Genomic DNA, 24,564 nt, shown 5'->3' with positions numbered 1-24,564 from the left:
CCAGAGAGCCGCTACGGATGGGTAGGGGGATGATCGGGGCAGATCGCCCGCCGACCGGGGCGTCCCGTTCCCCGCCGCCCGCCCGCAGCCCGTAGAGTGACGTGCACGCGAGCACCAACGGGCCTGTCAGCGGCGGTGATCCGTGGTCGGTACGAGGACGTGTATGCAGGGGGCCGGATGAGTACCGAAGCGCAGCGCGCCCCTGTGCCGCCCCGCCCGACCACTCCTCCCACGGCCCCCGCTTCCACGCCCGCCCCCACCCCTCCGGCCCCCGCTTCCACACCCGCCCCCACCCCTCCGGCCCCCGCTTCCACGCCCCCGCCCGCCTCACGGACCGCGCCGCCTCAGCAGGCTCGGCCGGCGGTCACCCTGCAGGCGGCTCAGGCCGCACCGGCCCGCCCGGTCGCACCGGCCCCGCAGGAAGCGTCTCCGGCCCCGGCCGCTCCGGCCCAGCAGTCGGCCCAGTCCCCCTCCCCGCCCCGCCCGGTCGCACCGGCTCCGCCGATGCAGCCGGCCGCACCGGCCGCACCGGCCGCGCCTGCCCCATCTGCCGCACCTGCCGCACCGGCCGCGCCTGCCGTACCAGCCCCATCTGCCGCACCGGCCGCACCGGCCGCGCCTGCCGCACCGGCCCCATCTGCCGCACCGGCCCCGGTGGACCCGAAGGCTCCGCCGACCCGCTTCACCCTGGCGGCCCGTGCCGTCCCACCGGCCCGTCCCACCCCGCCGGCAGCCCCGGCCCCTTCCGCCCCTTCCGCCCGGGTGACCCCGCAGGCGGCACCGGCGGTCCCCGCCCCGCAGGCCGCACCGGGGAATCAGGCCGTACCGGCATCCCGCGCCCCGCAGACAGCCTCGGCAGCCCCCGCCCCACCGCCCCAGCGGCCCGCGCCCGCCAGGGCGTCCGCGCCCGCGCCGCCCTCCACGGGCCCCGCCCCGACGCGGCCGGGCCCGCACCCCGCGGGTTCGGCGGGCCCGACGTTTCCCGGTCCGCCCGACGGCCCACCGCCCGTCACCCGGCGCAGGCCCGTCGGGGCCGTCGATCTGACGCCCGCGCCCGGAGCCGTTCCGCCGCCCCCCGGCGGCTACCGGACTCCGGTCCGTTACGGCTACCCGGAGACGCCTGCCGAGACCACCACCCGGCTGCGGCCGGTCCGTCCCCGGCAACGGTGGCGTACCGCGGCGGCCGCCGCCTGCGTCGTGCTCGGCCTCGGGCTGATCGGCGGGGCGGTCACCGGGGCGTGGCTGACCGGCGACTCCTCGGCCGAGACCACCGGGGACCCGTACGCCGCGGCTCGCGGCGCCTGGCACAGCGTCCCCGTCGACACCCTGTTCCCGCGCGCCCTCCAGGGCAAGGGCGCGGGCCCCGGCGGCACCCACCGCACCTGGACGCGGATCGCCGTCGCCGCCGACAGCACGTGCCGCAGCGGGCTCGACCCGCTGCTCCTGACCACGCTCCGCTCCGTCGGCTGCGAACGGCTGGTGCGCGCCACCTACACCGACGCCACCCGCTCCGCCGTCACCACCGTCGGCCTGGTCTTCACCGAGGCCGACGCCCCGGGCATGCGGGCCCTGCACACCCGGTTCACCGAGCAGAGGCTCGGCGCGCGCAAGGACCTGATGCCCCGTACGTACGCTCCCGAGGGCACGCCCGCGGCCTCCTTCGGCGACGGGCAGCGCGCCAGCTGGACGGTCAACCCGCTCACCGAGATCCCGGTCGTCGTCCTCGCCGTCTCCGGCTTCGCGGACGGCCGCACCGTCGCCGAGCCGCAGCCCGCGCCCGCCGCCATGGCCCCGGGTGCCACGACGGACATCGCCCAGGCCGGGCTCGGCCACGAGGCGAAGGGCATCGCGGACCGGGTGGAGCGCGGGCTGCGCACGCACGTCGCCGAACTCACGGAGCAGCCCGGATGACCCGACGACCCCACCGCGCCCTCGCCGCGGTCAGCGCCGCCGCGGTCAGCGCCGCCGCGGTCCTGGCGCTCGCCCCCGCCGCGCCCGCCCACGCGGACGCCATCCGGGACCAGCAGTGGGCCCTGGAGGCCCTGCACACCGACCGGGCCTGGGAGACCACCCGGGGCCAGGGCGTCACCGTCGCCGTCCTGGACACCGGGGTCGACGACGCCCACCCCGACCTGACGGGCCAGGTGCTCCCCGGTAAGGACCTCGTCGGCTTCGGCGCCGCCCGGGGCGACTCCTCCTGGGCCCTGCACGGCACCGCGATGGCCGGCATCATCGCCGGACGCGGCAACGGCCCCGGGCGCTCCGACGGCATCCTCGGCATAGCCCCCGAGGCCCGGATCCTGCCGGTCCGGGTCATTCTGGAGTCCAAGGACCCCGCCCGGGCCAAGGCCCGCAAGTCCCGCGGCACCGCCCTCGCCGACGGCATCCGCTGGGCCGCGGACAACGGAGCCGACGTCATCAACCTCTCCCTGGGTGACGACAGCGAGTCCGCCCACCCCGACCCCGGGGAGGACGCGGCCATCCAGTACGCCCTGTCCAAGGGTGTCCCCGTCGTCGCGTCGGCGGGCAACGGCGGCGAGAAGGGGGACCGGATCTCCTACCCCGCCGCCTACCCCGGGGTGATCGCGGTCGCCGCGGTCGACGAGTACGGCACGCACGCCTCGTTCTCCACCCGCCGCTGGTACGCCACCGTCAGCGCCCCCGGCGTCGACATCGTGGTGGCCAACCCCGACGGGCACTACTACATCGAGTGGGGCACATCGGCCGCCGCCGCCTTCGTCTCCGGCGCGGTCGCCCTGGTCCGGGCCGCCCACCCCGGCCTGGACCCGGCCCAGATCAAGAAGCTCCTCGCCGACACCGCCCGCGACGCCCCCGCCGAGGGCCGTGACGACGCCCGGGGCTACGGCATCGTCGATCCGGCGGAGGCCATCGAGGCGGGCTCCCGGCTGCGTCCGGCCGACCTGGACGCCAAGGCCGCCCCGGCGGGACACCGGGGGCGGTACTTCGGCGACGGCCCGGCCCCGGCCCATGCCGCCGACGCCACGGCCAACTGGGCCGCCCCACTCGCCGGCGGCCTCGGCGCGGCGCTACTGGCCGCGGCCGTCGTCCTGTGGCGCGGCCGGAACGCCCCCGGCCGCCGCTGAGCGCACCGCGCCCGGACCGGCCCGCGCCGATTCACCGGGTCGCCCCGGACGCCGCGTCCGACCGGTCACGCGTGGCCGCCTCGCCGTCATGAGGAGCTCCGAGGAGCTGCGACGGATCACCATGACGCCTGCCGCGCGACTGGCCCTGGCCGCCGCCGGGCGCCCTTTCCACGACCGGGGCGTCCATCCCTCCCGCCCGGCGCACGCGGTCATCACCGGCCAGAAGCGGTAGCTGCCGGACCGTTCACCCGGCTCGCCCGAGGCGTCGGGGAGCTCGGCCCCGACGCCGCCGACCGACTGGGCCGGACGCTCACGCTGCTGGACGAAGGGGCCCTGGTCGCCCACGGACCGAAGGTCTTCCCGGACCCCCTCGCCCACGCCCGCGAGGAGGCGGCCGCCCTGCCGGCCGGGGCCACCGGGCGCCGAGCCCCGCGCCCGCCCACCTGCGGGCGGGCGGCCGAACCCCAGGCACTACGCTCGTCCCGTGGAGCTCAAGAACATCCCGGACCCCGGTTTCTCCGACGACGACGGCTCGGCGTCCCCCGCCCTGGCCAGGGCCCTGGAGGCCTGGTCCCGCGACCGGAGCGCCGTCGGTCCGGTCCTCGCGGCCCTGCGCGACGCCCGGCTCCTGGTCCCCGTCGTCGCCGTGCTCGGCGAGGTCGAGGAGGACGAGAACGGGCTCCGGCGCGAGAAGACCAGCGACATGGCCGTGCCCACTCTCCGAGCCGGTGACCGGCGCGCGCTCCCCGCCTTCACCTCGACCGCGTCGCTGGCGCTCTGGGACCCGGAAGCGCGCCCCGTGGCCGTACCGCTGCACCAGGCGCTCCAGGCCGCCGCCCACGAGAAGGCCGACACCGTCGTGCTGGACCTCGCCGGGCCCGTCGCCTTCGAGCTGAGCGGGCAGGCGCTCCTGGCCCTCGCCGAGAACCGCACCAGCACCGACCCGCTCCAGGACCCCGCCGTCATCGAGGCCGTGCGGGAGACCGTGGCCGCCGACCCCGCCGTGGTCCGCGCCCACCTCGGCCCCGGCAGCGCGGACGGCACCCTCGCCCTCGTCCTCGCCCCGGACGCCGTGCCCGCCGAGGCGGCCCGCCGCATCGCGCAGGCGCTGTCGGCCAGCGACGTGCTGCGGGCCCGACTGGTGAGCGGCCTGGATCTGGCCGTTCTCCCCGCCGGCACGCCCACACCGGGAGAGCCTCTCTTCGCCCGCTGACGTATCGGGCCCAACCGGGATGACCCGGTCGACGCGCGCCACGTGCCCGCCGCCGTGAGAATTGTCGGGAATTCGGAGAAATCCGACCAACCGATCAAGCTTGCGAGGTGGTTCCATGCAGAAGCGGATCGTGGCGTCAGAGTTCCTCGGCACCGTGCTGCTGGTGTTCTTCGCCGTGGGGTCCGCGGTGGTCGCGGTCGACTACCTCGGCACGGTGGGCATCGCCCTCACTTTCGGCTTCACCCTCCTCGCGCTGGCCTACGCCCTCGGCCCGATCTCCGGCTGCCATGTCAACCCCGCGGTCACGCTGGGCATGTATATGGCGGGCCGGATCGGCATCCGTACGGCCGTCGAGCGCTGGGTGGCCCAGTTCCTCGGAGCGGTCGTCGGCGCGGCCCTGCTGTTCCTGCTGGCGAAGCAGATCCCGGACCTGGAGACCAGCGGCGAGTTCGGTACCAACGGCTACGGCGACCGGTCGGCCGTCGGCATCAACATCGGCGGCGCGTTCCTCGCCGAGGTGATCCTGACGTTCCTGCTCGTCTACGTGGTCCTCGCGGTGACCCACAAGGTGGCGGTCACCGGCTTCGACGGGCTGCCCATCGGGCTGGCGCTCGCCGCGATCCACCTGGTGGGCATCCCGCTGACCGGCACGTCGGTCAACCCGGCGCGCAGCTTCGGCCCGGCGCTCTTCGCGGGCGGCGCGGCCCTCTCCCAGCTCTGGCTGTTCATCGTCGCGCCGCTGGTCGGCGGAGCGATCGCCGCCTACGCCCACCGGCTCACCCACCCCTGCCCCAACGTCCTGCCCGCGGAGACCGAGGACGCCATCTGACGAACCGCTCCCGCCCGACCGCACACGCGGAAGCCCGCTGTCCCACGGGGGGACGGCGGGCTTCCTGACGTACGGGGAAGGGGGTGCGGGCGGTCAGCCGTAGACGGGACCGGTGTACTTCTCGCCGGGGCCGTGGCCGGGCTCGTCCGGCACCAGCGACGCCTCGCGGAAGGCGAGCTGGAGGGACTTCAGGCCGTCGCGCAGCGGGGAGGCGTGGAAGGTGCTGATCTCCGTGGCGCTCGCGTCCAGCAGTCCGGCCAGCGCCTGGACCAGCTTGCGGGCCTCGTCGAGGTCCTTGTGCTCCTCGCCCTCCTCCGTGAGGCCGAGCTTCACGGCGGCTGCGCTCATCAGGTTGACGGCGACCGTCACGATCACCTCGACCGCGGGGACCTCCGCGATGTCGCGGGCCATGTCGTCGAAGCCGGGGTTCTCACTGCTGGGGGTCGCGTCACTCATGCCCACACGATAAGGCCAGGCCACCGCCCTCCCGCGCGCGGGAGCCGCTTCGGGACCGCCGGGGCGGAGAGGAGGACGATAGTGGGGGAGACGCGGGATTAGCGCCCCCGGGGCCGGGCTGCTAGCCTTGTGTAACGACCGGCCGGACATCTATGTGCCCGGCCCACAAGTGGAGGCTCCGATCTCCCACCTGACCGTCCTCACCGGACGGCGGGTCACCGGTCAGACGGTCCCCATCGTTCCGTACGGACGATGGAGCCGTCCGATGCGCCCCGCGGTTGACCGCGGCGGTGCTCCGGTAGTTCCTGGAGCCCCGCCTGTGTCCCGTCCGGGGCATTTTTGCGCTCCCGGCTCGGTTGGTCTTGACGTTATAAGACGTTACGCGGCTGTCCGCCAGGCGGTCGCGTGGTGCTACCGAGGAGGATCCATCAGCGCCGAGCCCCGCATCAACGACCGGATTCGCGTTCCCGAGGTCCGACTTGTCGGTCCCAGCGGCGAGCAGGTCGGGATTGTTCCGCTTGCCAAGGCCCTGGAACTCGCACAGGAGTATGACCTCGACCTGGTCGAGGTGGCGGCGACAGCCCGTCCGCCCGTGTGCAAGCTCATGGACTACGGGAAGTTCAAGTACGAGTCGGCCATGAAGGCCCGTGAGGCGCGCAAGAACCAGGCGCACACGGTCATCAAGGAGATGAAGCTCCGGCCGAAGATCGACCCGCACGACTATGACACCAAGAAGGGTCACGTCGTCCGGTTCCTCAAGCAGGGCGACAAGGTCAAGATCACGATCATGTTCCGTGGTCGTGAGCAGTCCCGCCCCGAGCTGGGCTTCCGACTGCTCCAGCGTCTCGCTTCGGACGTGGAGGACCTGGGCTTCATCGAGTCCAACCCGAAGCAGGACGGCCGGAACATGATCATGGTTCTGGGCCCGCACAAGAAGAAGACCGAAGCCATGGCCGAGGCCCGTGAGGCCCAGGCCGCCCGCAAGGCCGAGCGTCAGGGTACGACCGACGCGCCGACCGAGGGCGACACCGCCGAGGCTCCGGCCGAAGCGGTCGAGGCTCCGGCCGAGACACCTTCCGAGGCGTGACCTCAGGGGCTGCCATCCAGGCGGCCCCCGGGTCCCCCCGGAATCCCATAGAGATCTGACGCCCCTGCAGTCCGGTGCCCCGCACCGTGAGGGGCGCCACTGACGAGGAGAGAACGGCGCGATGCCGAAGAACAAGACGCACAGCGGTGCCAGCAAGCGCTTCAAGATCACCGGCTCCGGCAAGGTGCTCCGCGAGAGGGCCGGCAAGCGCCACCTGCTCGAGCACAAGTCGTCCAAGAAGACCCGCTCGCTGACCGGCACGGTCGTCGTGGCTCCGGCCGACGCCAAGAAGATCAAGAAGCTTCTCGGCAAGTGAGGCTCGGCCTCCGGCTCGCCCCGGAGGCACGACCTCGATCACACCGGGACCGATTCGTTTCCGGGCCGTGTGAAGACACCCACGGCCCCGCTACAAGGAGTTAACAAGTGGCACGCGTCAAGCGGGCAGTCAACGCCCACAAGAAGCGCCGGGCAATTCTCGAGGCGGCCAAGGGCTACCGCGGGCAGCGTTCGCGTCTGTACCGCAAGGCCAAGGAGCAGGTCACCCACTCCCTGGTCTACAACTACAACGACCGCAAGAAGCGCAAGGGCGACTTCCGTCAGCTGTGGATCCAGCGCATCAACGCCGCTGCCCGCCAGAACGGCATGACGTACAACCGCCTCATCCAGGGTCTCAAGGCCGCCAACATCGAGGTGGACCGCAAGATCCTGGCCGAGCTCGCGGTCAACGACGCCAACGCGTTCGCCGCCCTCGTCGAGGTCGCTCAGAAGGCCCTCCCGAGCGACGTCAACGCCCCGAAGGCCGCCTGATCCAGGCACCCCCTTCCAGGTACGCGAACCGGACCCGCAGGCGCACGCCGCCTGCGGGTCCGGTGCGTTGACCCGCCGCCCCACCCCGCCGCCGACACCCCACACCGCCACAGCCGTACGCAGAGAGGCTCGCCGCCGACCATGGGCACCCCCGAACTGATCTCCCCGCGTTCCCCCCGTGTCGCCGCCGCCCGCCGGCTGGCCCGCCGCAACTTCCGCGGCAAGGAGCGCAGGTTCATCGCCGAGGGGCCCCAGGCCGTACGCGAGGCAGCCGCCCACCGGGGCGGTGACGGCGAGCCGACCCTCATCGAGCTGTTCGCCACGCCCGAGGCCGCCGACCGGTACGCCGACATCGTCGAGGCCGCCCACACCGCGGGCGCCCGGGTGCACCTGGCCGACGACGACGTCCTCGCCGACGTCTCGCAGACCGTCACCCCGCAGGGCCTCATCGGCGTCTGCCGCTTCCTGGACACCCCGTTCCAGGAGATCCTCGCCGCGAAGCCCACCCTGGTGGCCGTTCTGGCCAACGTGCGGGACCCCGGGAACGCCGGGACGGTCCTGCGCTGCGCGGACGCGGCGGGCGCGGACGCGGTGATCCTGACCGACGCCTCGGTCGACCTCTACAACCCCAAGTCGGTACGGGCCTCGGTCGGTTCGCTCTACCACCTGCCCGTCGCCGTCGGCATCCCCGTCGAACAGGCCGTGCAGGGCCTCCGGGACGCCGGGGTGCGCATCCTCGCCGCCGACGGGGCCGGGGCCGACGACCTGGACGACGAGCTGGACGCGGGCACCATGGGCACCCCCACCGCCTGGGTCTTCGGCAACGAGGCCTGGGGGCTCCCCGAGGAGACCCGCGCGCTCGCCGACGCCGTCGTCCGCGTCCCCATCCACGGCAGGGCGGAGAGCCTCAACCTCGCCACCGCCGCCGCCGTCTGCCTGTACGCCTCCGCCCGCGCGCAGCGCCCCCGCCGCACCCCCGACGCGTAACGCGGCGCCGCTCCGACGACCCGTCAGCACACGATCCCAGCCATTCCCGCGCCCCTTCCACCGGCGCACTCCCCTCCGCGCCCCCACAGGGTGTCGCCGGTTCACCACCGCCTAGTAGGGTGACGAACTCGGGGGCCCACTGCACCGGTTCGAGAGGTGGGGATACGGGAAGATGGCTGTCGGCATGAGCTCGTCGCGACCGGCGCACACCACCGCGGCACGCGCTGCGGAAAAGGAACCGGACGGGTCGCCGGACGGCCTCGGCCAGGACGCTCCCGGCATCGACCCGGACGACCTTCCCGACGGTCTCGTCGTCGCCGACGCGAGCGGGCGCGTCGTCTGCTTCAACGCCGCCGCCGCCCGCATCACCGCCACCCCCCGCGCCGCCGCCATCGGACGCCCCCTGGACGTCGCCCTCCCGCTGGAGGACCTCAAGGGGAAGCGCTGGTGGGAGCTGACCGACCCGTACGGCGGTCTCGCCACCCGCAAGGCCCAGCCCGAGCGCAACCTGCTGCTGCCCGGCGGCCGCGAGGTGCTGGTCTCCGCCCGCTACGTGCGCGAGCACCCGCTCGGCCCGGTGCGACGGGTCGTGGTCTCGCTGCGGGGCACCGAGGCCCGCCGGCGTACCGAACGCAGCCACGCCGAGCTCATCGCCACCGTCGCCCACGAACTGCGCTCCCCGCTGACCTCCGTCAAGGGGTTCACCGCCACGCTGCTCGCCAAGTGGGAACGTTTCACCGACGACCAGAAACGGCTGATGCTGGAGACCGTCGACGCCGACGCCGGCCGGGTCACCCGGCTCATCGCCGAGCTGCTCGACATCTCCCGCATCGACTCCGGCCGGCTGGAGCTGCGCCGCCAGCCCGTCGACGTCTCCGCCGCCGTGGCGCGGCACATCCAGGCGCTCATCACGGGCGGCCAGGCACCCGACCGCTTCCGGGTCCGGGCCCGGGGGCCCCTGCCCGCCCTGTGGGCCGATCCCGACAAGGTCGACCAGGTCCTCGGCAACCTCCTGGAAAACGCGGTGCGCCACGGCGAGGGAACCGTCACCATTGAGATCGCCCCGGCACCCGCGCCGGGGGCGGACGACGAGACGGGAACGGCTGTCACCGTGAGCGACGAAGGCCCCGGCATCCCCGAGGAGTCGATGGGCCGTGTCTTCACCCGCTTCTGGCGGGGGAGCAAGCGCGGCGGCACGGGCCTGGGCCTCTACATCGTCAAGGGCATCGTCGAGGCCCACGGCGGCACCATCACCGTCGACCGGGGACCCGGCGGCGGAGCCGAGTTCCGATTTATTCTGCCCGTGAGCATGCCCGCCTACCTGGTGTGAGCGGCCCGCGGGCTCCCCGACCGTCCTGCGCCCTTTAGACTCGACCTTTGGCACCTTTGCGTCCTGCGGTCGTCGAGCCGGGTCGCGCCACCAGCCAATCGGAAGCACGGGAAGAGATGTCGGCACCGAACAAGTCGTACGACCCAGTCGAGGTCGAGGCACTGAAACCGGAAGAGATCGAGCGCCTGCGGGACGAGGCGTTCGCCGCCTTCGCCGCCGCCGGCGACCTCGACGCGCTCGCCCAGGCGAAGACCGCGCACACCGGAGGCACCTCGCCGCTGTCCCTCGCCAACCGCGAGATCGGCGCCCTGCCCCCGCAGGCCAAGGCCGAGGCGGGCAAGCGCGTGGGCCAGGCCCGCGGAGCCGTCTCCAAGGCGCTCGCCGCCCGCCAGGCGGAGCTCGAGGCCGAGCGGGACGCCCGGGTGCTCGTCGAGGAGGCCGTGGACGTCACGCTGCCCTACGACCGCACTCCGGCCGGCGCCCGCCACCCCCTGACGACCATCATGGAGCGCGTCGCGGACGTCTTCGTGGCCATGGGCTACGAGATCGCCGAGGGCCCCGAGGTCGAGGCGGAGTGGTTCAACTTCGACGCCCTGAACTTCGTGCCCGACCACCCGGCCCGCCAGATGCAGGACACCTTCTTCGTCCAGGGCGCCACGCCCGACGGGAAGGCGACCGAGGGCGACGAGTCCGGCGTCGTGCTGCGTACCCACACCTCCCCGGTCCAGGCCCGCTCGCTCCTGGCGCGCAAGCCCCCCGTCTACGTGGTCTGCCCCGGACGGGTCTACCGCACCGACGAGCTCGACGCCACGCACACCCCGGTCTTCCACCAGATCGAGCTGCTCGCCGTCGACGAGGGTCTCACCATGGCCGACCTCAAGGGCACCCTCGACCACATGGTCCAGGCGCTCTTCGGACCGGACATGAAGACCCGGCTGCGGCCGAACTTCTTCCCGTTCACCGAGCCGTCCGCCGAGATGGACATGGTCTGCTACGTCTGCCGCGGCGCGTCCGTCGGCAACCCGGACCGCCCCTGCCGCACCTGCGGCAGCGAGGGATGGATCGAGCTCGGCGGCTGCGGCATGGTCAACCCCAAGGTGCTCGTCGCCTGCGGCGTCGACCCCCAGAAGTACAGCGGATTCGCCTTCGGGTTCGGCATCGAACGGATGCTGATGTTCCGCCACAACGTCGAAGACATGCGAGACATGGTCGAGGGCGACGTCCGGTTCACCCGGCCGTTCGGGATGGAGATCTGATGCGCGTCCCGCTTTCCTGGCTGCGGGAGTACGTCGACCTGCCGGCGACGGAGACCGGCCGTGACGTACAGGCCAAGCTCGTCTCCGTCGGGCTCGAGGTCGAGACCGTCGAGCAGATCGGCGCGGGCCTCAAGGGCCCCCTGGTCGTCGGCAAGGTCCTGACCATCGAGGAGCTGGAGGGCTTCAAGAAGCCCATCCGTTTCTGCACGGTCGACGTCGGCACCGCCAACGGCACCGGCGAACCGCAGGAGATCGTCTGCGGCGCCCGTAACTTCTCGGTCGGCGACAAGGTCGTCGTGGTCCTCCCGGGCGCGGTCCTGCCCGGCGACTTCGCGATCGCCGCCCGCAAGACGTACGGCAAGACCTCGCACGGCATGATCTGCTCCACCGACGAGCTCGGCATGGGCGACGACGGAACGCACGGCATCATCGTGCTGCCGCCGGAGCACGAGGTCGGCACCGACGCGATCGAGCTGCTCCAGCTCGTCGACGAGGTCCTCGACATCGCCGTGACCCCCGACCGCGGCTACTGCCTCTCGATGCGCGGTGTCGCCCGGGAGACCGCCATCGCGTACGGGCTGCCGCTGCGCGACCCGGCGCTCCTGGACGTTCCCGCGCCGAACGCGTACGGCTACCCGGTCAAGATCTCGGACCCGATCGGCTGCGACCGCTTCACCGCGCGCACCGTCACCGGTCTCCAGCCCGAGGCCCGCTCCCCGATCTGGATGCGGCGCCGCCTCCAGAAGGCCGGGATGCGGCCGATCTCGCTGGCCGTCGACATCACCAACTACGTGATGCTGGAGCTCGGCCAGCCCCTGCACGCCTACGACCGCACCCGGGTCGAGGGGCCGATCGGCGTGCGCCGCGCAGCGCAGGGCGAGAAGCTCACCACGCTGGACGGCACCGTGCGCGTGCTGGACGCCGAGGACCTCGTCATCACCGACGACCGCGGGCCCATCGGCCTCGCGGGCGTCATGGGCGGGGCCAACACCGAGATCGCCGACGCGGAGGGCGAGCACGCCCTCACCACCGAGGTCGTCATCGAGGCCGCGCACTTCGACGCGATCTCGATCGCCCGTACCGCGCGCCGCCACAAGCTGTCCTCCGAGGCGTCCAAGCGCTTCGAGCGCGGCGTGGACCCGCAGGCCGCCGCCGCTGCCGCGCAGCGCACGGTGGACCTGCTGGTCCTCCTGGCGGGCGGCACCGCCGAGGCCGGGGTCACCGAGATCACCGCCCCGTCCGCGCCGCGCACCATCGCGATGCCCGCCGATCACCCGGACCGGGTCGCCGGTACGGGTTACGGCCGGGAGACCGTCGTCCGCCGCCTCCAGCAGGTCGGCTGCGACGTCTACGGGCAGGACGAGCTGATCGTCACCGTCCCGTCCTGGCGGCCCGACCTGAACGAGCCGAACGACCTCGCCGAAGAGGTCATCCGGCTGGAGGGCTACGAGAACCTGCCCTCCACCCTGCCGACGCCCCCCTCGGGCCGCGGTCTCACCGACCGCCAGCGGCTGCACCGCCGCATCGGCCGGATGCTGGCCGGAGCCGGTTACGTCGAGGCGCTGAGCTACCCGTTCATCGGCGACGCGGTCCTGGACCAGCTCGGCCTGGAGGCGGACGACGCCCGTCGCCGCACGGTCAAGCTCGTCAACCCGATCTCCGACGAGGAGCCGGCGCTGCGCACCACGCTGCTGCCGGGCCTTCTCGGCGCCCTGCGGCGCAACGACGGCCGCGGCAGCCACGACCTGGCGCTCTTCGAGACCGGTCTGGTCTTCCTTCCCCAAGCTCTCAGCTCCGTTCGAGCAGGGGAGGCCCCACTGACCGGTGAGGAGACGCCCGCCCTGCGGCTGCCCGTCGACCGCCGGCCCACCGACGAGGAGATCGCCTCTCTCGACGCGGCCCTGCCGCGTCAGCCGCGCCGCGCCGCCGTCGTCCTCGCGGGCGCCCGCGAGCAGTCCGGCTGGTGGGGCAAGGGCGCCCCGGCGACCTGGGCGGACGCCGTCGAGGCCGCTCGGTCGATCGCCGCGGAGGCCGGGGTGGAGGTCATCGTCCGCGCCGACCAGCACGCCCCCTGGCACCCGGGCCGCTGCGCCGCGCTGTACGTCACCGTGAACGGCGAGGAGACCCTCTTCGGACACGCGGGCGAACTGCACCCGCGCGTCACCAAGGCGCTCCACCTGCCCGAGCGGACCTGCGCCGCCGAGGTCGAGCTGGACGTCCTGGAACAGGCCGTCGACGGAGCGCTCCAGGCGCCCCGGATCTCCACCTTCCCGGTGGCGACCCAGGACGTCGCGCTCGTCGTCGCCGGGGACGTACCGGCCGCCGAGGTGGAGCGGGCCCTGCGCGAGGGCGCGGGCGAACTCCTCGAATCGCTGCGGCTGTTCGACGTCTTCACCGGTGAGCAGATCGGCGGGGGCAACAAGTCCCTGGCGTACGCGCTGCGCTTCCGCGCCGCCGACCGCACCCTGACCGTCGAGGAGGCCTCGGCCGCCCGCGACAGCGCGGTGGCCCTGGCCGCCGAGCGCACGGGCGCGGTGCTGCGCGGCGCGTAGCCCGTGCGGCGGCGTTGAGAAGGGGCGTATCCGGCCACCGGATACGCCCCTTCTCCATCCCGCCGAGCGACGGAGGGACCACACGCCGGAGCAGGAATCGGAACCGGGAGGAACGCGGTTCCGATGTCCGTTCCGCAGCCACCCTCCTTCGTCGTCGGTCAGTGGGCCGTGCGGTCCGGGCGCCGTCCGCGCTGCCTCGGAGTGTCGGGCAGGTCAGCAGCGCGGACGGCGCGGGTGCGGGTCGTGGGCCGTTACGAGGGGGAGCCGACGACCCGGCCGCCTCTTGCGAGGGAGCTCATTCAACCGAGCCCGGGACCCACGCGGCAGAGCGCACAGCAGGAGGGTTCGGGCATTCCGTTCACACCCCGTGTGAATCGTGCTCCACTAGGCTCATTGCGACACGCACCTGGGGGGACGATGGAGCCCAATGTCCTGCTCGAAGCCCTGATCGAGGAGGCCGGTGTGTCCCGCGCGGGCCTCGCCGGTCATGTCAACCGGGCGGGCCTGGCCCGTGGGCTGAGCCTGCGGTACGAACACACGGCGGTCTCCCGCTGGCTCAAGGGCCAGCGCCCGCGGGGGCAGGTGCCCGACCTGATCTGCGAGGTGCTGGCCGCCCGGCTGGGGCGGCCCGTCGGACTCGACGACGTCGGGATGGGCGCGTCGGCCGCTTCCGCCGGGACCGACGCCGGCGACGGGAGCGGCTCCCTCCGCGGGTTCGTCGAGCGGGCCACCGCCCTGTGGAGCTCCGACGAACAACGGCGCCCGCACCTGGCCACCGTGCCCGCCGTCACCGGCACCCCGGCGGTGATGCCGGTCTGGGAGTGGGAGAACCCCCCGGAGGACACCGACGTCTCGCGGCCGGGACCGGGCCGGGTCAGCGCGGCCGACATAGCGATGCTCAAGTCGGCCCGCGACCACTACGAGCAGATGTACCGCAAGACGGGCGGCCTCGCGACCAGATCCCGGATCGTCCGCTTCCTCAACGCCGAGGCGGCGCCGCTGCTGCGTGGCGGCTACAGCGACGTCCTGGGCCGGAGCCTGCACCGGGCGACGGCGGGACTCGTGGCGGTGGCGGGCATCTGCGCCTACGACTCCGACGCCCACGGACTCGCCCAGCGCTACTTCCACCAGGCGCTGCGGCTCGCCAAGTCCAGCGGCGACCGGGGGCTCGGCGGCTATGTGATCGCCCTGCTGGTCACCCAGTCGCTGTTCCTCGGCGACTACCGCCGTTCCATCGCCTTCGCCGAGGCCGCGCTGCGGGCCGCCGGCGGTCACATCACCCCCGCCCTCGCCGCCGATCTGCACGCCATGCAGGCCAAGGCGTACGCCCGGCTGGGCGACGCGGCGGGCACCCGGGCCTGCATCGGGCGGGCCGAGGCGCAGGCGGGCCGGATCCACACCGGACGGGAGCCGGACGAGACCGGGTACGTCCAGCCGGGCCTGGTCGACGTCCAGGTGGCGGAGGCGCTGCTCGGTCTCGGGGACCTGCCCGCGGCCCGGGAGCACGCGGCCTCCGCCGTGCGCGCCCCGGCGCACGACCGGGGGCGCGTGCACCGTCTCGCGATGTTGAGTCATATCGAGCTGCTTCAGGGCGAGGCCGACCGCGCGGCCGGTACAGCTGCCGAAATGGCGATGAGGGCCCGGGGAATGGAGTCCCAGCGGCTGCGCGACCGGCTGCGGCAGGTCCGGAGCGAACTGGCCGCGAGCGGCTGCTCCGAGGCGGTGGGGACCACCGACCTCATCGACGAGGCGCTCCGCGTGCCTCTGTGAGCTCTGCCGACGCCCCGTCATCAGCTCCCCGTGACAACCGAGCCTGCTGACATGTTGACCCCAACATGTCGAAAGGCGGCAGAACCATGCAGTGGACGAACTTGAGCGAACGGAATGTGTATCAGAACCCGTGGTTCCGGGTGAATCTGGCGGACGTCCAGCTTCCCGACGGCAGTCACCTCGACCACTTCGTCATCCGGCTGCGCCCCGTCGCGGCCGCCACCGTCGTCAACGAGGCGAACGAGGTGCTGCTGCTCTGGCGGCACCGGTTCATCACCGACAGCTGGGGGTGGGAACTGGCCGCAGGCGTCGTCGAGGACGGCGAGGACATCGCGGTGGCGGCGGCCCGCGAGATGGAGGAGGAGACCGGCTGGCGCCCCGGCGAGCTGCGCCCGCTGCTCACCGTGGAACCGTCGAACGGCCTCACCGACGCCCGCCACCACCTCTTCTGGTCGGACGAGGCGCACTGGACCGGGCATCCCGGGGACGCCTTCGAGTCCTCGCGCCGCGAGTGGATACCGCTCAAGGTGGTCCCGGACATGATCGCCCGGGGTGAGGTGCCCGCCGCGAACATGGCGGCCGCCCTGCTGATGCTGCACCACCTGAGACTGGGCTGACCCGGCCGCGCCCCCCCACGCGCGAGGAGCCGGTCCCGGGGTGACCGGGGCCGGCTCCAGGTGCAGTGCGAACTCCCACTCGATTCTGTGCACGCCGAAGCCGGTGGTCGTCGACCGATCGGCAGGCGCGCAGGGAGTGGCAGGAGCACTGACCTGGCGCGATCTCGAAGCTGGAGAAGGACGGCTGGATCTCGTTGAGCAGACCCAGGGCGTGCTTCGCTCCACCCTCACCTTTCGCCGGCCGAAGAAGCCGCAGCCGTGGCTCCTGATCGGCTCGGCAGCCGGCGTCCTCGTGATCCTGGCCATCGTCATCGGCGCTGCCTCGGTGCTCACTGACGGAGACGGGAAGAAGGACGATGCAGGCAAGTCGATGACTGCGGCGACCGAGAAGCCTGCCACTACGCCGAAGCCGGCCGCGGCCAAGTCGGCTGCCGCCGAGCTGATCACGCCCGAGAACAGACCGGAGTTCGCGGCATCGCTGAAGGCGGACTCGTGCGATGACGTGAACCTGGACTTCGCGACCAGGTATGAGGGCCGGACGGTCGCGTTCAACGGTTCGATCAGGCACATGGCGCCCCACGGTGACTTCGAGACCCGCTACGACTTCCTTCTGGGCCCAGGCGACGAGGGGTCGAACACGACGATCGGCCCGGCCTTCAAGTACGAGGACGTCAACACCGGGAACCTGAACCTGACCGGCAAGAGAATTCCTGCCACCGTCGGCGTGAACGACGCATTCCGCTTCATCGCGGAGGTACGCGAATTCAACGCGGCCCAAGACGGGCAGCCGCGTCAGCACGGAGCATTGTCCCCGACCGGCTACCGCTCGTCAGCAGCGTCCTGACGGCCTCCGCACGGCCACGATCCCTTGTCCTGGCCGCCGGTAGTCACGCCGCATCCAGTCGGGGACACCCCGACCCGCCGATGCTGACGCGCATCCTGCTGCGTGGCTGACGGACCGAGGTGTCCTGCTTCCCCAGGCGCGGCCAGCCGTGGTGAGTCGCCGCGCCGCCCGGAGGGGGCCGTCGCGGAGTCAGTGACGGTGAAGGGGAGCGCGGACCCTCTGGACGTGCCGACACGGGACGCCATGGGCGCCTCTGGCTAGTCTCTCCCGACCAGGCGAAACGACACCTGGCGGCACTCCCTCGCACGGTGTGTCAGGATCGCACGCGTACCCGAGGGAGTTCTCGCAGTACGAGCACGGAAGGCTGCGACAGCGCTGAAAGGCCCAGGGCTTCGGGCTCGCGCGCCCGCGCGCCCGCTCCGTAGCGCTCCGGCAGGGCGCCGGGTCGGCAGTAGAAGAAGAGGAACTTCGGGGCCGCCCGCGGTCCTGAGTTCGAAAAAGTCCCCTGGCGGGCCCGGCGGCGTGAGCGCCGGGCCCCGAAACGGGCGGTCAGGCGTACGGGTAGAACCCCGACCCCGTCTTGCGGCCCAGCCTGCCCGCGTCGACCATCCGCTGGAGCAGCGGGGGATCGGCGTACAGCGGCTCCTTGTACTCGCGTACAACTGGTCGGCGCCTGGCGCCCTGGTCGGTGGTCGGTGATCGGGGAGAGATTACCTACCCAAGCGTCGAGGACCGCCTGACCGCGCTCGGTTCGACGGCGTCCGTCTGAAGTAGGCGACCAAGGGACGGTTCAGCCGCGGTCGGTGTTCTTGGGCGGCCTGCCCCGGAAGTCGCGCCCGGGCGTTCGTCCTCACCTTGGACATGGCCTTCGTACCAGCTGCGGACGCCCGCGTGGAGAATCGCCTCCTCCGCCCTGGCTTCGCCGGTGGATCACGGCCCGGCTCCTTTCATACTCAAGGGGACGGGACATTCTGTCGCCGGAGGCCGGTGACGCTCCCACTCGACGGTCTCGGCGGGACGTACAGGAGGTGCCCATGCCCATGAGGCGGACGGACGGGGGCACTTGGACCTGCGAGAACCGGCCCACCCGCATACTTGTTCTGCCTTACGGTGCCATCAGCCGACCAGGACGAGGGGGGGACCCGTGGGACAGTCGAGGACGATGCTCGCTCAACGAATATCCGAGCAACGGGCGGGGGTTGACGATCCACGGGCGTTGGTGGGTGGATCTGCGCGTTCACGGACGAGACGGCGCTGGCCCGCTTAGCTGTTCATCGCGGCCCGGGTGATCGTCTGATGGATTACGTCGCGCTGCTCGGGGCGCGGATCGTGGATGAGATCGTGCCGACTCTGGACGAACCCGCCGGACTCGCGGTGGACATCGCCGACGAGGACGGTGCGATGTTCTTCCCGCCGGTCATCGGCGTCGTCCCGGACGGCGTCGCTGTCGATTCCGGCGCGGGGCAGGAGGGGGGACGGCCGTGAGCACGGACGGATCGGACCTCGCCTTCGATCAGACGTCGGTGGCGAAGTTCACGCAGGGCGTGGGCGCGACCATCGATCAACTCGGCGAACTCGGTGGCGCCACCGGGTCGGTGATGGGCAAGGGGTTCTCGGGTCTGGCCATGACGGGCATGGAGGCAGGGCATCGAGGGCTGTCGGTGGATTTCGAGGATTTCTGCGAACGGTGGGAGTGGGAAGTACGCGCCCTGGTGAGCGACGCGAGCGCGCTCGCGGACCGTCTCGGGCTGGCGGCGGGCACGCAGCGGGAGCACGACCAGTACGTCGAGGGCTCTTTCAAGGTCGGCGTCAGCGCGGCGATGGGCGGCAACCCACACGCCAGCGAGGAGGACATCTCCCAGCAGGGCTGGGGCGACATCTTGACTCCCGACTACCTGGACCCGGACTGGAGTGCCGAGTCGTTCGAGAAGGCCGGCCAGGACGTGGAGCAGACCTGGAAGGACACCGGCCGCACCGTTCTCACCGAGGGACAGGGCGGTCGGGAGGCGGAGAGGCTCAAGACCGAGCTCGCCCTCAGCGACGGTCAGTGGGACCGGGCACTGGACGACACGTTCGGGCCGTCGCCCGAGGAACGCGCCCAGCAGACACCGCAACAGGGCGACGCGAACGCAGGCGAGGACGACTGAGGATGGGCGTCGACGATTTCATCAGGGACATCACGCCCGACTCGGTCGAGGACGTGGTTGAGGACGGTGTGGAGTGGGCCGGCAACCGGGTCGAGGGCGCCGGGAACTGGACGGCGGACCGGCTGGACGACGTGGGCTGGGAATCCGATTCGGACTGGGTGCGGGAGCAGTCGCGCTCGCTTGCGAACCGGATGGGCGCCGATGTCGAGGAAATGGACCTCGGGCAGACCGAGGACAAGGCCAAGCTGGTGTACGGAAGCCCCAGCAAGCTCCATGCCACGGCAGAACAACTTCGCTCCTTTCAGAAGGCGTTCGACGACGCCGGGGGCGGGTTGAAGGGCCTCGACTCCTCGCGGCTGAAGGGCGAGACGGCCAATGCCCTGCGCACGGCGGTGAGTACCCAACCGCCGAAGTGGTTCACCGGTGCCGATGCCTTCGAGAAGGCTGCTGCCGCGCTGGAGGCGTTCGCCTACACCGTCACCTGGGCACAGCACCAGGCGCAGACGGCTATCGACATGTGGAAGGAAGGCGTCAAAGCCTCCCAGGGCGCGGCCGACGGACACCGCAAGCGGATCGACGACTACAACAAGGCCGTGAACCGCTACAACGCGCAGGCTCCCGAGGAGCGCAACCCCGGCACTCTGCCACCCTGCCCAGCGCCGACGTTCGACGACCCCGGCAAATCGATCATGCAGGACGCGCAGGAACTCCTCGCCCAGGCCCGCGAACAGCCCCACGCAGGCCACAGTGGTCCCAGGTGAGGGCGACCGTGTGTGGCTGGCCCTGTGTGTGGGCAGCGGGCAGCTGAAGGCGTATCACGTGCCCGGCAACGGCATGAGTGGAATGAGTTCATGGCTGAAGTGATCGCAATGCTGGAAGAGCTCAGGAGCATCACCCCGCTGACCGCCGAGGCTGCGGCGGCGCGGTTCGCGGCTCAGGAGTGGACGCCTGGGGGCAAGATCCGTGACGGCGTGGAGACGTCGTGGGACAAGGGCAGCGTCGGGGGGTGGATCCAGTCGTTCGGAGGTGGGGCGGTCAGCGTCTCGTTCTTCGTCTGGATCCGCGACGTCGACGAGTCGGGCTACTTCGACGACGTGGAAGCCGTCTACGAGGAGGGGGAGCAGATGCTGGCCGACTTCCTCCCCGAGATCGAGGAGTCCCCGCTTGCCGGCCACCTCATCGAGGCCGAGGTGACGGAGGCGGACAGGGACGAGTTCATCAAGCTGAGGAAGTGGACCCTCGGCGGCCGGATTCTGACCGCCGGTGTGATCCAGCATGACACCGATCTTCCGGTGATGGTCATGGTGGTGCTGGAGGATCCCGGCGCTGCCTGACTGAGCCCGTACGCCAGGGCGACCGCGTCTCCACTCGATGCCAGTCAGTGAGGGCGAAGGAGGCGCGGACCCCTCTGGAACATGCCGACACGGGACAACATGAGCGCACCCAACCAGTGCCTTCTGAACAGGCGAAACAACATCTGGCGGCACTCCCGGGCGCGGTGTGTCAGGACCGCTCGTGTACTCGCAATGCGTAGGTCCCAGGTCCGAGTCGCAGAAACTTTTCAGGGACTTTCAGCTCTGTCGGAGGGACGGGCGAGGGAGTTTTCGCAGGACAAGCACGGAAGGCTGCGACAGCGCTGAAAGGCCCAGGGCTTCGGGCTCGCGCATCCGCGCCGCCGCTCCGTGGCGCTCCGAAACGGCGGCGGGTCGGCAGTAGGGACGAAACTCTTCGGGCCGCACACGGTCCTGACCTCGGGGGAACGTGCGCCGGCGGGCCCGGCTGCGTGAGTGCCGGTCCCGCCAGAAGGACACTCAGTAGGCGTAGAACCCCGACCCCGTCTTGCGGCCGAGGCGCCCCGCGTCGACCATCCGCTGGAGCAGCGGGGGAGCGGCGTACAGCGGCTCCTTGTACTCGGCGTACATCGAGTCCGCGACCGAGGCCACGGTGTCCAGGCCGATCAGATCGGCCAGCTTGAGCGGACCCATCGGGTGGGCGCAGCCCATCTCCATGCCGTTGTCGATGTCCTCGCGGCTGGCGATGCCCGACTCGAACATCCGGATCGCGGAGAGCAGGTACGGGATCAGCAGCGCGTTCACGACGAAGCCGGACCGGTCCTGGGCGCGGATCGGGTGCTTGCCGAGCACGTCCTGCACGACGGCCTCGGCGCGGGCGATCGTCTCGTCCGAGGTGGTCAGCGCCGGGATCAGCTCGACGAGCTTCTGCACCGGGGCAGGGTTGAAGAAGTGGATGCCGATGACCCGGTCCGGGCGCGAGGTGGCGACGGCCAGCTTCACCAGCGGGATCGAGGAGGTGTTGGAGGCCAGAATCGCGTCCTGCCGGGTCACCACCTGGTCGAGCACCTGGAAGATCTCGGTCTTGACCTGTTCGTTCTCCACGACGGCCTCGATGACGAGATCGCGGTCGGCGAACTCCCCGAGGTCGGTCGTGAAGCTCAGCCGGCCGAGGGTCTCGTCCCGCTCCTCCGCGCTGATCTTGCCGCGCTCGGCGGCCTTCGAGAGGGAGTTGTACAGACGGGTGCGGCCGATCTCCAGCGCTTCGCCGGTGGTCTCGGCGACCTTCACTTCGAGGCCGCTGCGCGCGCACACCTCCGCGATACCTGCGCCCATCTGGCCACAGCCCACCACTCCGACGCGTGCAATGTCGGCCATAGAGTCCGTCACCTCGTGCCTTTCGCCGTTCTCCGTATCGCAGGGTCCCGTGTGATTCCGGTGCCCGCCTCGACCCCACGACGTTACTCCGCATGCCGATGGGGACGGCCCGCGGGTCATAGCGGCCACGGATGGGAAGGATGCGGTTACGTAGAGCTATCGGAGTCGGAGTGGGACGTGGCGGAGAGAGGTGGGCCAGGATGCGGCGTACGGGAGTGGCGAGAAGGGCGTTCGTGCTGGGTGCGGCCGGACTGCTGGCGGCGATGACGTCGGCCGGCGACGCGGTCGCCTTTCCGGCGGGGAGGAGAAGGGGCGGCGGACGGTCCGCGGCGCCCGGTCAGGTGCGCGGCATGTGGATCGCGACGGTCGCCAACATCGACTGGCCGTCCAAGCCGGGGCTCACGGCGGCGCGACAGGAGAGCGAGCTGTTCGCGTATCTGGACCGGGCCGTCGAGCTGCGGCTCAACGCGGTGGTGTTCCAGGTCCGGCCGACCGCCGATGCCCTGTGGCCCTCGCCGCACGAGCCGTGGGCCGCCTGCCTCACCGGGACCCAGGGGAAGGACCCGGGCTGGGACCCGCTCGGCACGGCGGTGCGCGCGGCGCACGACCGGAGCCTGGAGCTGCACGCCTGGTTCAACCCCTACCGGGTGGCGAACCACACCGACCCCACCCGCCTCAGCGCCTCCCACCCGGCCCGGTTGAACCCGAGCTGGGTGGTGCCGTACGGCGGGAAGCTCTACTACAACCCCGGGCTGCCGGAGGTCCGCCGCTTCGTCCAGGACGCGATGCTGGACGCCGTGCGGCGCTACGACATCGACGCGGTGCACTGGGACGACTACTTCTACCCGTACCCGGTGGCCGGTCAGACCTTCGACGACGACGCGGAGTTCGAGCGGTACGGCGGCGGCTTCGCCGACCGGGCGGCCTGGCGGCGCGACAACATCGACCGGCTCGTGCGCGAGACGGGGGAGCGGATTCGGCAGATCAAGCCCCACGTCCGCTTCGGCATCAGCCCCTTCGCCGTCTGGCGCAACGCGGGGACCGACCCGTCGGGTTCGGACACCCGGGCGGGCGTGCAGACCTACGACGACCTGTACGCCGACACGCGCAAGTGGGTCAGGGAAGGATGGATCGACTACATCTGCCCGCAGATCTACTGGTATGTCGGCCAGGCCGCCGCCGACTACGCCAAGGTCCTCGCCTGGTGGAGCCGGACCGTCCGGGGTACGGGCGTCGATCTGTACGTGGGCGAGGCGTTGTACAAGGCGGGTGACCCCGCCCAGGCGGATCCCTGGCAGGACCCGGCGGAGCTCTCCCGCCACCTCACCCTCGCCCGGGATCACGCGGAGGTGGGCGGCCATGTCTTCTTCTCGGGGAAGAGCGTGATGGCGGACCGGATCGGCGCGATGCGGCGCGTCGTGGCCGACCACTACACGAACCGGGTCCGGCTCTATCCGGACCGGGGCCGCACGTACCCGCACCGCGGTCGCCCTTCGGCGTGGTGATCCGGGTTCCGGGTCCGGTCTCCGGAGGTGTGCTGCCCCGACCGGGTCGGGGCAGCACAGCGCACCGCTGAGGGGCGCGCGGTGGCCGGGGCCCGGGTGTGCGAGCACCCGCCACGCGCTCCTGCCGCTACTGCCCGTCCTTCGGCGCCTTCCGGTGCTGGACGACGCTGTCGGGGCCCGGTGACATCAGGTGTTCGTGGCCGTTTTCGAAGCGGAGCCGGTACGGGGGAGCGCCCCCGTCGCCGAGCACCTCGATGATCTCGGCGACCCGGTCGTGCTGTCCCACGGTCCTGCCGTGCATCAGCAGCCGGTCGCCCGTGTGTGCCTCCATCGGGAGCGACCTCCTCACAGGGGGAGACGGTGTCCGTGTCGACAAGTCTATGACCGTACGCGCCGGGATTCCCCCGCTGCGCCGCGGCCGGCCCGCTGAGTGGCGGCGATGCAGAGGAGCACGGCCACCGCCGCGACCGGAGCCGCGGCGGACATCTCCTCGCCGAGCAGGAGGAAGGACCACACGAGCGTCAGCAGTGGCTGGGCGAGCTGGAGCTGGCTGGCCCGGGCGACACCGATCGCCGCCATGCCCCGGTACCAGACGTACAGTCCGAGGAAGGTCGACCCGGCGGCGACCCACACCAGGCCGAGGACGCCGTGGGCGTTCAGGTGCACGGGTTCGAGGGGCACGGCCACCAGGGCGCCCGCCACCGCGAGCGGCAGGCACAGGACCAGGGCCCAGCCGATCACGTGCCATCCCGGCATCAGCCGGGCCAGCCGGCCGCCCTCGGTGTACCCGGCCGCGCACACGAGCAGCGCGCCGAACAGGTAGAGGTCGCCGGGGGCGAGAGCCCCGCCGCTCTGCTGCATGGTGAAGGCGATCACCACGGCGGCCCCGGCGAGAGCCGCGGTCCAGAACGTGCGCGAAGGGCGCTCACCGGTGCGCAGGGTTCCCAGCACCGCCGTGGTCAACGGCAGCAGGCCCACGACCACGGCCGCGTGCGAGGTGGTGGAGGTCTGCAAAGCCAGCGTCGTCAGCAGCGGGAAGCCCACCACAACCCCGCCCCCGACGACCGCGAGACCGGCCCAGTGCCGGCGTTGGGGCAGCGGGACGCGCGCGGCCAGCAGCACACTGCCCGCGATCAGGGCGGCGAGCACGCTGCGCAGAGCGACGAGGGACCAGGGGCCGAAGCTCTCCAGGCCCCAGGCCGTGGCCGGGAAGGTGAGCGAGAACGCCACCACGCCGAGCCCGGCGAGCACGGTGCCGCTCCGACCGGCCGAGGGCTCCGGCGCGGGCGTGCTTCCCGACCTGTCCGTGGCCGAAGCCGCAGCCGCTTCCGACGGGATCTCCCGAGCGGTCCGAGGGGTGCCGACCGGCTCGGCAACCGCTATCGATGAAG

General features: G+C 72.0%; 23 protein-coding genes and 2 pseudogenes. 20 read left to right on the top strand and 5 right to left on the bottom strand.

From position 1 onward, the window contains the following. The first annotated feature begins 1,041 nt into the window (after window positions 1-1,041). From ACH4RG_RS30245 to ACH4RG_RS30225, 5 genes are all read left to right on the top strand, one after another. Window positions 1,042-1,911 carry a hypothetical protein gene (locus ACH4RG_RS30245; RefSeq protein WP_397923157.1) on the top strand — a complete coding sequence of 290 codons (870 nt, stop codon included), beginning with the start codon at window positions 1,042-1,044 and terminating at the stop codon, window positions 1,909-1,911. Beyond that, window positions 1,908-3,104 carry a type VII secretion-associated serine protease mycosin gene (gene mycP, locus ACH4RG_RS30240; protein WP_398540527.1) on the top strand — a complete coding sequence of 399 codons (1,197 nt, stop codon included), beginning with the start codon at window positions 1,908-1,910 and terminating at the stop codon, window positions 3,102-3,104. The genes ACH4RG_RS30245 and mycP overlap by 4 nt, the downstream gene beginning before the upstream one ends. A gap of 88 nt (window positions 3,105-3,192) precedes the next feature. Beyond that, window positions 3,193-3,336 carry a hypothetical protein gene (locus ACH4RG_RS30235; protein ID WP_398540526.1) on the top strand — a complete coding sequence of 48 codons (144 nt, stop codon included), beginning with the start codon at window positions 3,193-3,195 and terminating at the stop codon, window positions 3,334-3,336. A gap of 252 nt (window positions 3,337-3,588) precedes the next feature. Beyond that, a complete protein-coding gene (locus ACH4RG_RS30230) occupies window positions 3,589-4,317 on the top strand; it encodes an SseB family protein (RefSeq protein ID WP_397922816.1) in 729 nt (242 codons plus the stop codon). Window positions 4,318-4,432: 115 nt separating this feature from the next. Beyond that, window positions 4,433-5,146, top strand: coding sequence for an MIP family channel protein (locus tag ACH4RG_RS30225; RefSeq protein WP_397922818.1), 714 nt, complete (start codon window positions 4,433-4,435; stop codon window positions 5,144-5,146). A 93-nt stretch (window positions 5,147-5,239) separates the two neighbouring features. Here ACH4RG_RS30225 and ACH4RG_RS30220 read toward each other — a convergent pair whose 3' ends face one another. After that, window positions 5,240-5,602, bottom strand: coding sequence for a DUF1844 domain-containing protein (locus ACH4RG_RS30220; RefSeq protein WP_018959482.1), 363 nt, complete (start codon window positions 5,600-5,602; stop codon window positions 5,240-5,242). 370 nt (window positions 5,603-5,972) lie between these two features. On the opposite strand from ACH4RG_RS30220, the gene infC reads away from it, so the two are divergent. The 10 genes from infC to ACH4RG_RS30170 all read left to right on the top strand — a co-directional run bounded on the left by infC (window position 5,973) and on the right by ACH4RG_RS30170 (window position 16,852). After that, on the top strand, window positions 5,973-6,689 hold the full coding sequence (gene infC / locus ACH4RG_RS30215) for a translation initiation factor IF-3 (protein WP_397923159.1): 717 nt from the start codon (window positions 5,973-5,975) through the stop codon (window positions 6,687-6,689). Window positions 6,690-6,810: 121 nt separating this feature from the next. After that, a complete protein-coding gene (rpmI, locus tag ACH4RG_RS30210) occupies window positions 6,811-7,005 on the top strand; it encodes a 50S ribosomal protein L35 (RefSeq protein ID WP_003970213.1) in 195 nt (64 codons plus the stop codon). A gap of 107 nt (window positions 7,006-7,112) precedes the next feature. Beyond that, window positions 7,113-7,496, top strand: coding sequence for a 50S ribosomal protein L20 (gene rplT, locus ACH4RG_RS30205; protein ID WP_007457565.1), 384 nt, complete (start codon window positions 7,113-7,115; stop codon window positions 7,494-7,496). Window positions 7,497-7,637: 141 nt separating this feature from the next. Beyond that, a complete protein-coding gene (locus ACH4RG_RS30200) occupies window positions 7,638-8,483 on the top strand; it encodes a TrmH family RNA methyltransferase (protein ID WP_397922819.1) in 846 nt (281 codons plus the stop codon). 172 nt (window positions 8,484-8,655) lie between these two features. Further along, window positions 8,656-9,813 (top strand): ATP-binding protein, encoded by a 1,158-nt coding sequence (locus ACH4RG_RS30195; RefSeq protein ID WP_397922820.1) that lies wholly within the window; start codon window positions 8,656-8,658, stop codon window positions 9,811-9,813. Between the two features lie 116 nt (window positions 9,814-9,929). Continuing rightward, window positions 9,930-11,069 carry a phenylalanine--tRNA ligase subunit alpha gene (gene pheS / locus ACH4RG_RS30190; protein ID WP_397922822.1) on the top strand — a complete coding sequence of 380 codons (1,140 nt, stop codon included), beginning with the start codon at window positions 9,930-9,932 and terminating at the stop codon, window positions 11,067-11,069. Continuing rightward, window positions 11,069-13,621, top strand: coding sequence for a phenylalanine--tRNA ligase subunit beta (pheT, locus tag ACH4RG_RS30185; RefSeq protein WP_397922824.1), 2,553 nt, complete (start codon window positions 11,069-11,071; stop codon window positions 13,619-13,621). Before pheS ends, pheT begins: the two co-directional genes overlap by 1 nt. 417 nt (window positions 13,622-14,038) lie before the next feature. Next, window positions 14,039-15,391, top strand: coding sequence for a transcriptional regulator (locus ACH4RG_RS30180; protein WP_397931833.1), 1,353 nt, complete (start codon window positions 14,039-14,041; stop codon window positions 15,389-15,391). An 86-nt stretch (window positions 15,392-15,477) separates the two neighbouring features. After that, window positions 15,478-16,008: an NUDIX hydrolase gene (locus ACH4RG_RS30175; RefSeq protein ID WP_398162501.1), complete on the top strand. Its 531-nt coding sequence runs from the start codon at window positions 15,478-15,480 to the stop codon at window positions 16,006-16,008. Between the two features lie 103 nt (window positions 16,009-16,111). Then, complete coding sequence (locus ACH4RG_RS30170; RefSeq protein WP_397922830.1) at window positions 16,112-16,852, top strand: DUF4839 domain-containing protein; 741 nt, start codon at window positions 16,112-16,114, stop codon at window positions 16,850-16,852. Between the two features lie 549 nt (window positions 16,853-17,401). Here ACH4RG_RS30170 and ACH4RG_RS30165 read toward each other — a convergent pair. Continuing rightward, window positions 17,402-17,506, bottom strand: a pseudogene (locus ACH4RG_RS30165) (3-hydroxyacyl-CoA dehydrogenase family protein); the annotation flags it as partial. 642 nt (window positions 17,507-18,148) lie between these two features. Between ACH4RG_RS30165 and ACH4RG_RS30160 the strand changes: the two are divergent. The 4 genes and pseudogenes from ACH4RG_RS30160 to ACH4RG_RS30145 all read left to right on the top strand — a co-directional run bounded on the left by ACH4RG_RS30160 (window position 18,149) and on the right by ACH4RG_RS30145 (window position 20,333). Beyond that, a complete protein-coding gene (locus ACH4RG_RS30160; protein ID WP_397922832.1) occupies window positions 18,149-18,337 on the top strand; it encodes a hypothetical protein in 189 nt (62 codons plus the stop codon). Next, window positions 18,334-18,999 carry a hypothetical protein gene (locus tag ACH4RG_RS30155; protein WP_398540525.1) on the top strand — a complete coding sequence of 222 codons (666 nt, stop codon included), beginning with the start codon at window positions 18,334-18,336 and terminating at the stop codon, window positions 18,997-18,999. Before ACH4RG_RS30160 ends, ACH4RG_RS30155 begins: the two co-directional genes overlap by 4 nt. Window positions 19,000-19,001: 2 nt before the next feature. Further along, window positions 19,002-19,730, top strand: a pseudogene (locus tag ACH4RG_RS30150) (putative T7SS-secreted protein); the annotation flags it as partial. Window positions 19,731-19,850: 120 nt separating this feature from the next. Further along, a complete protein-coding gene (locus ACH4RG_RS30145) occupies window positions 19,851-20,333 on the top strand; it encodes a hypothetical protein (RefSeq protein WP_398540524.1) in 483 nt (160 codons plus the stop codon). 477 nt (window positions 20,334-20,810) lie between these two features. Here the strand turns inward: ACH4RG_RS30145 and ACH4RG_RS30140 are convergent, their stop codons facing one another. Next, entirely contained in the window at window positions 20,811-21,668 is an 858-nt protein-coding gene (locus tag ACH4RG_RS30140; protein WP_397922839.1) for a 3-hydroxybutyryl-CoA dehydrogenase, read from the bottom strand. Window positions 21,669-21,901: 233 nt separating this feature from the next. Between ACH4RG_RS30140 and ACH4RG_RS30135 the strand changes: the two genes are divergently transcribed. Further along, the gene (locus ACH4RG_RS30135; RefSeq protein WP_398540564.1) at window positions 21,902-23,173 is read left to right on the top strand and encodes a glycoside hydrolase family 10 protein; all 1,272 of its coding nucleotides are present in this window, start codon (window positions 21,902-21,904) and stop codon (window positions 23,171-23,173) included. A 127-nt stretch (window positions 23,174-23,300) separates the two neighbouring features. Here ACH4RG_RS30135 and ACH4RG_RS30130 read toward each other — a convergent pair whose 3' ends face one another. Further along, the gene (locus tag ACH4RG_RS30130; protein WP_397922843.1) at window positions 23,301-23,504 is read right to left on the bottom strand and encodes a DUF1918 domain-containing protein; all 204 of its coding nucleotides are present in this window, start codon (window positions 23,502-23,504) and stop codon (window positions 23,301-23,303) included. A gap of 47 nt (window positions 23,505-23,551) precedes the next feature. Further along, entirely contained in the window at window positions 23,552-24,424 is an 873-nt protein-coding gene (locus ACH4RG_RS30125) for a DMT family transporter (RefSeq protein WP_397922845.1), read from the bottom strand. Window positions 24,425-24,564: the final 140 nt, after the last annotated feature.

It is taken from the genome of Streptomyces sp. NPDC021019 (genome assembly GCF_044333295.1).
In the GTDB taxonomy this organism is placed as follows: Bacteria; Actinomycetota; Actinomycetes; order Streptomycetales; family Streptomycetaceae; genus Streptomyces.
This window is presented reverse-complemented; position numbering and strand designations above follow the sequence as displayed.

Coding starts and splice junctions, on each gene's coding strand:
- ACH4RG_RS30200 (WP_397922819.1), top strand. CDS start 7,638: ATGGGCACCCCCGAACTGATCTCCCCGCGTTCCCCCCGTGTCGCCGCC.
- ACH4RG_RS30145 (WP_398540524.1), top strand. CDS start 19,851: ATGGCTGAAGTGATCGCAATGCTGGAAGAGCTCAGGAGCATCACCCCG.
- ACH4RG_RS30175 (WP_398162501.1), top strand. CDS start 15,478: ATGCAGTGGACGAACTTGAGCGAACGGAATGTGTATCAGAACCCGTGG.
- ACH4RG_RS30140 (WP_397922839.1), bottom strand. CDS start 21,668: ATGGCCGACATTGCACGCGTCGGAGTGGTGGGCTGTGGCCAGATGGGC.
- ACH4RG_RS30220 (WP_018959482.1), bottom strand. CDS start 5,602: ATGAGTGACGCGACCCCCAGCAGTGAGAACCCCGGCTTCGACGACATG.
- ACH4RG_RS30225 (WP_397922818.1), top strand. CDS start 4,433: ATGCAGAAGCGGATCGTGGCGTCAGAGTTCCTCGGCACCGTGCTGCTG.
- ACH4RG_RS30195 (WP_397922820.1), top strand. CDS start 8,656: ATGGCTGTCGGCATGAGCTCGTCGCGACCGGCGCACACCACCGCGGCA.
- ACH4RG_RS30180 (WP_397931833.1), top strand. CDS start 14,039: ATGGAGCCCAATGTCCTGCTCGAAGCCCTGATCGAGGAGGCCGGTGTG.
- ACH4RG_RS30235 (WP_398540526.1), top strand. CDS start 3,193: ATGAGGAGCTCCGAGGAGCTGCGACGGATCACCATGACGCCTGCCGCG.
- rpmI (WP_003970213.1), top strand. CDS start 6,811: ATGCCGAAGAACAAGACGCACAGCGGTGCCAGCAAGCGCTTCAAGATC.
- ACH4RG_RS30130 (WP_397922843.1), bottom strand. CDS start 23,504: ATGGAGGCACACACGGGCGACCGGCTGCTGATGCACGGCAGGACCGTG.
- mycP (WP_398540527.1), top strand. CDS start 1,908: ATGACCCGACGACCCCACCGCGCCCTCGCCGCGGTCAGCGCCGCCGCG.
- ACH4RG_RS30160 (WP_397922832.1), top strand. CDS start 18,149: ATGGATTACGTCGCGCTGCTCGGGGCGCGGATCGTGGATGAGATCGTG.
- pheT (WP_397922824.1), top strand. CDS start 11,069: ATGCGCGTCCCGCTTTCCTGGCTGCGGGAGTACGTCGACCTGCCGGCG.
- pheS (WP_397922822.1), top strand. CDS start 9,930: ATGTCGGCACCGAACAAGTCGTACGACCCAGTCGAGGTCGAGGCACTG.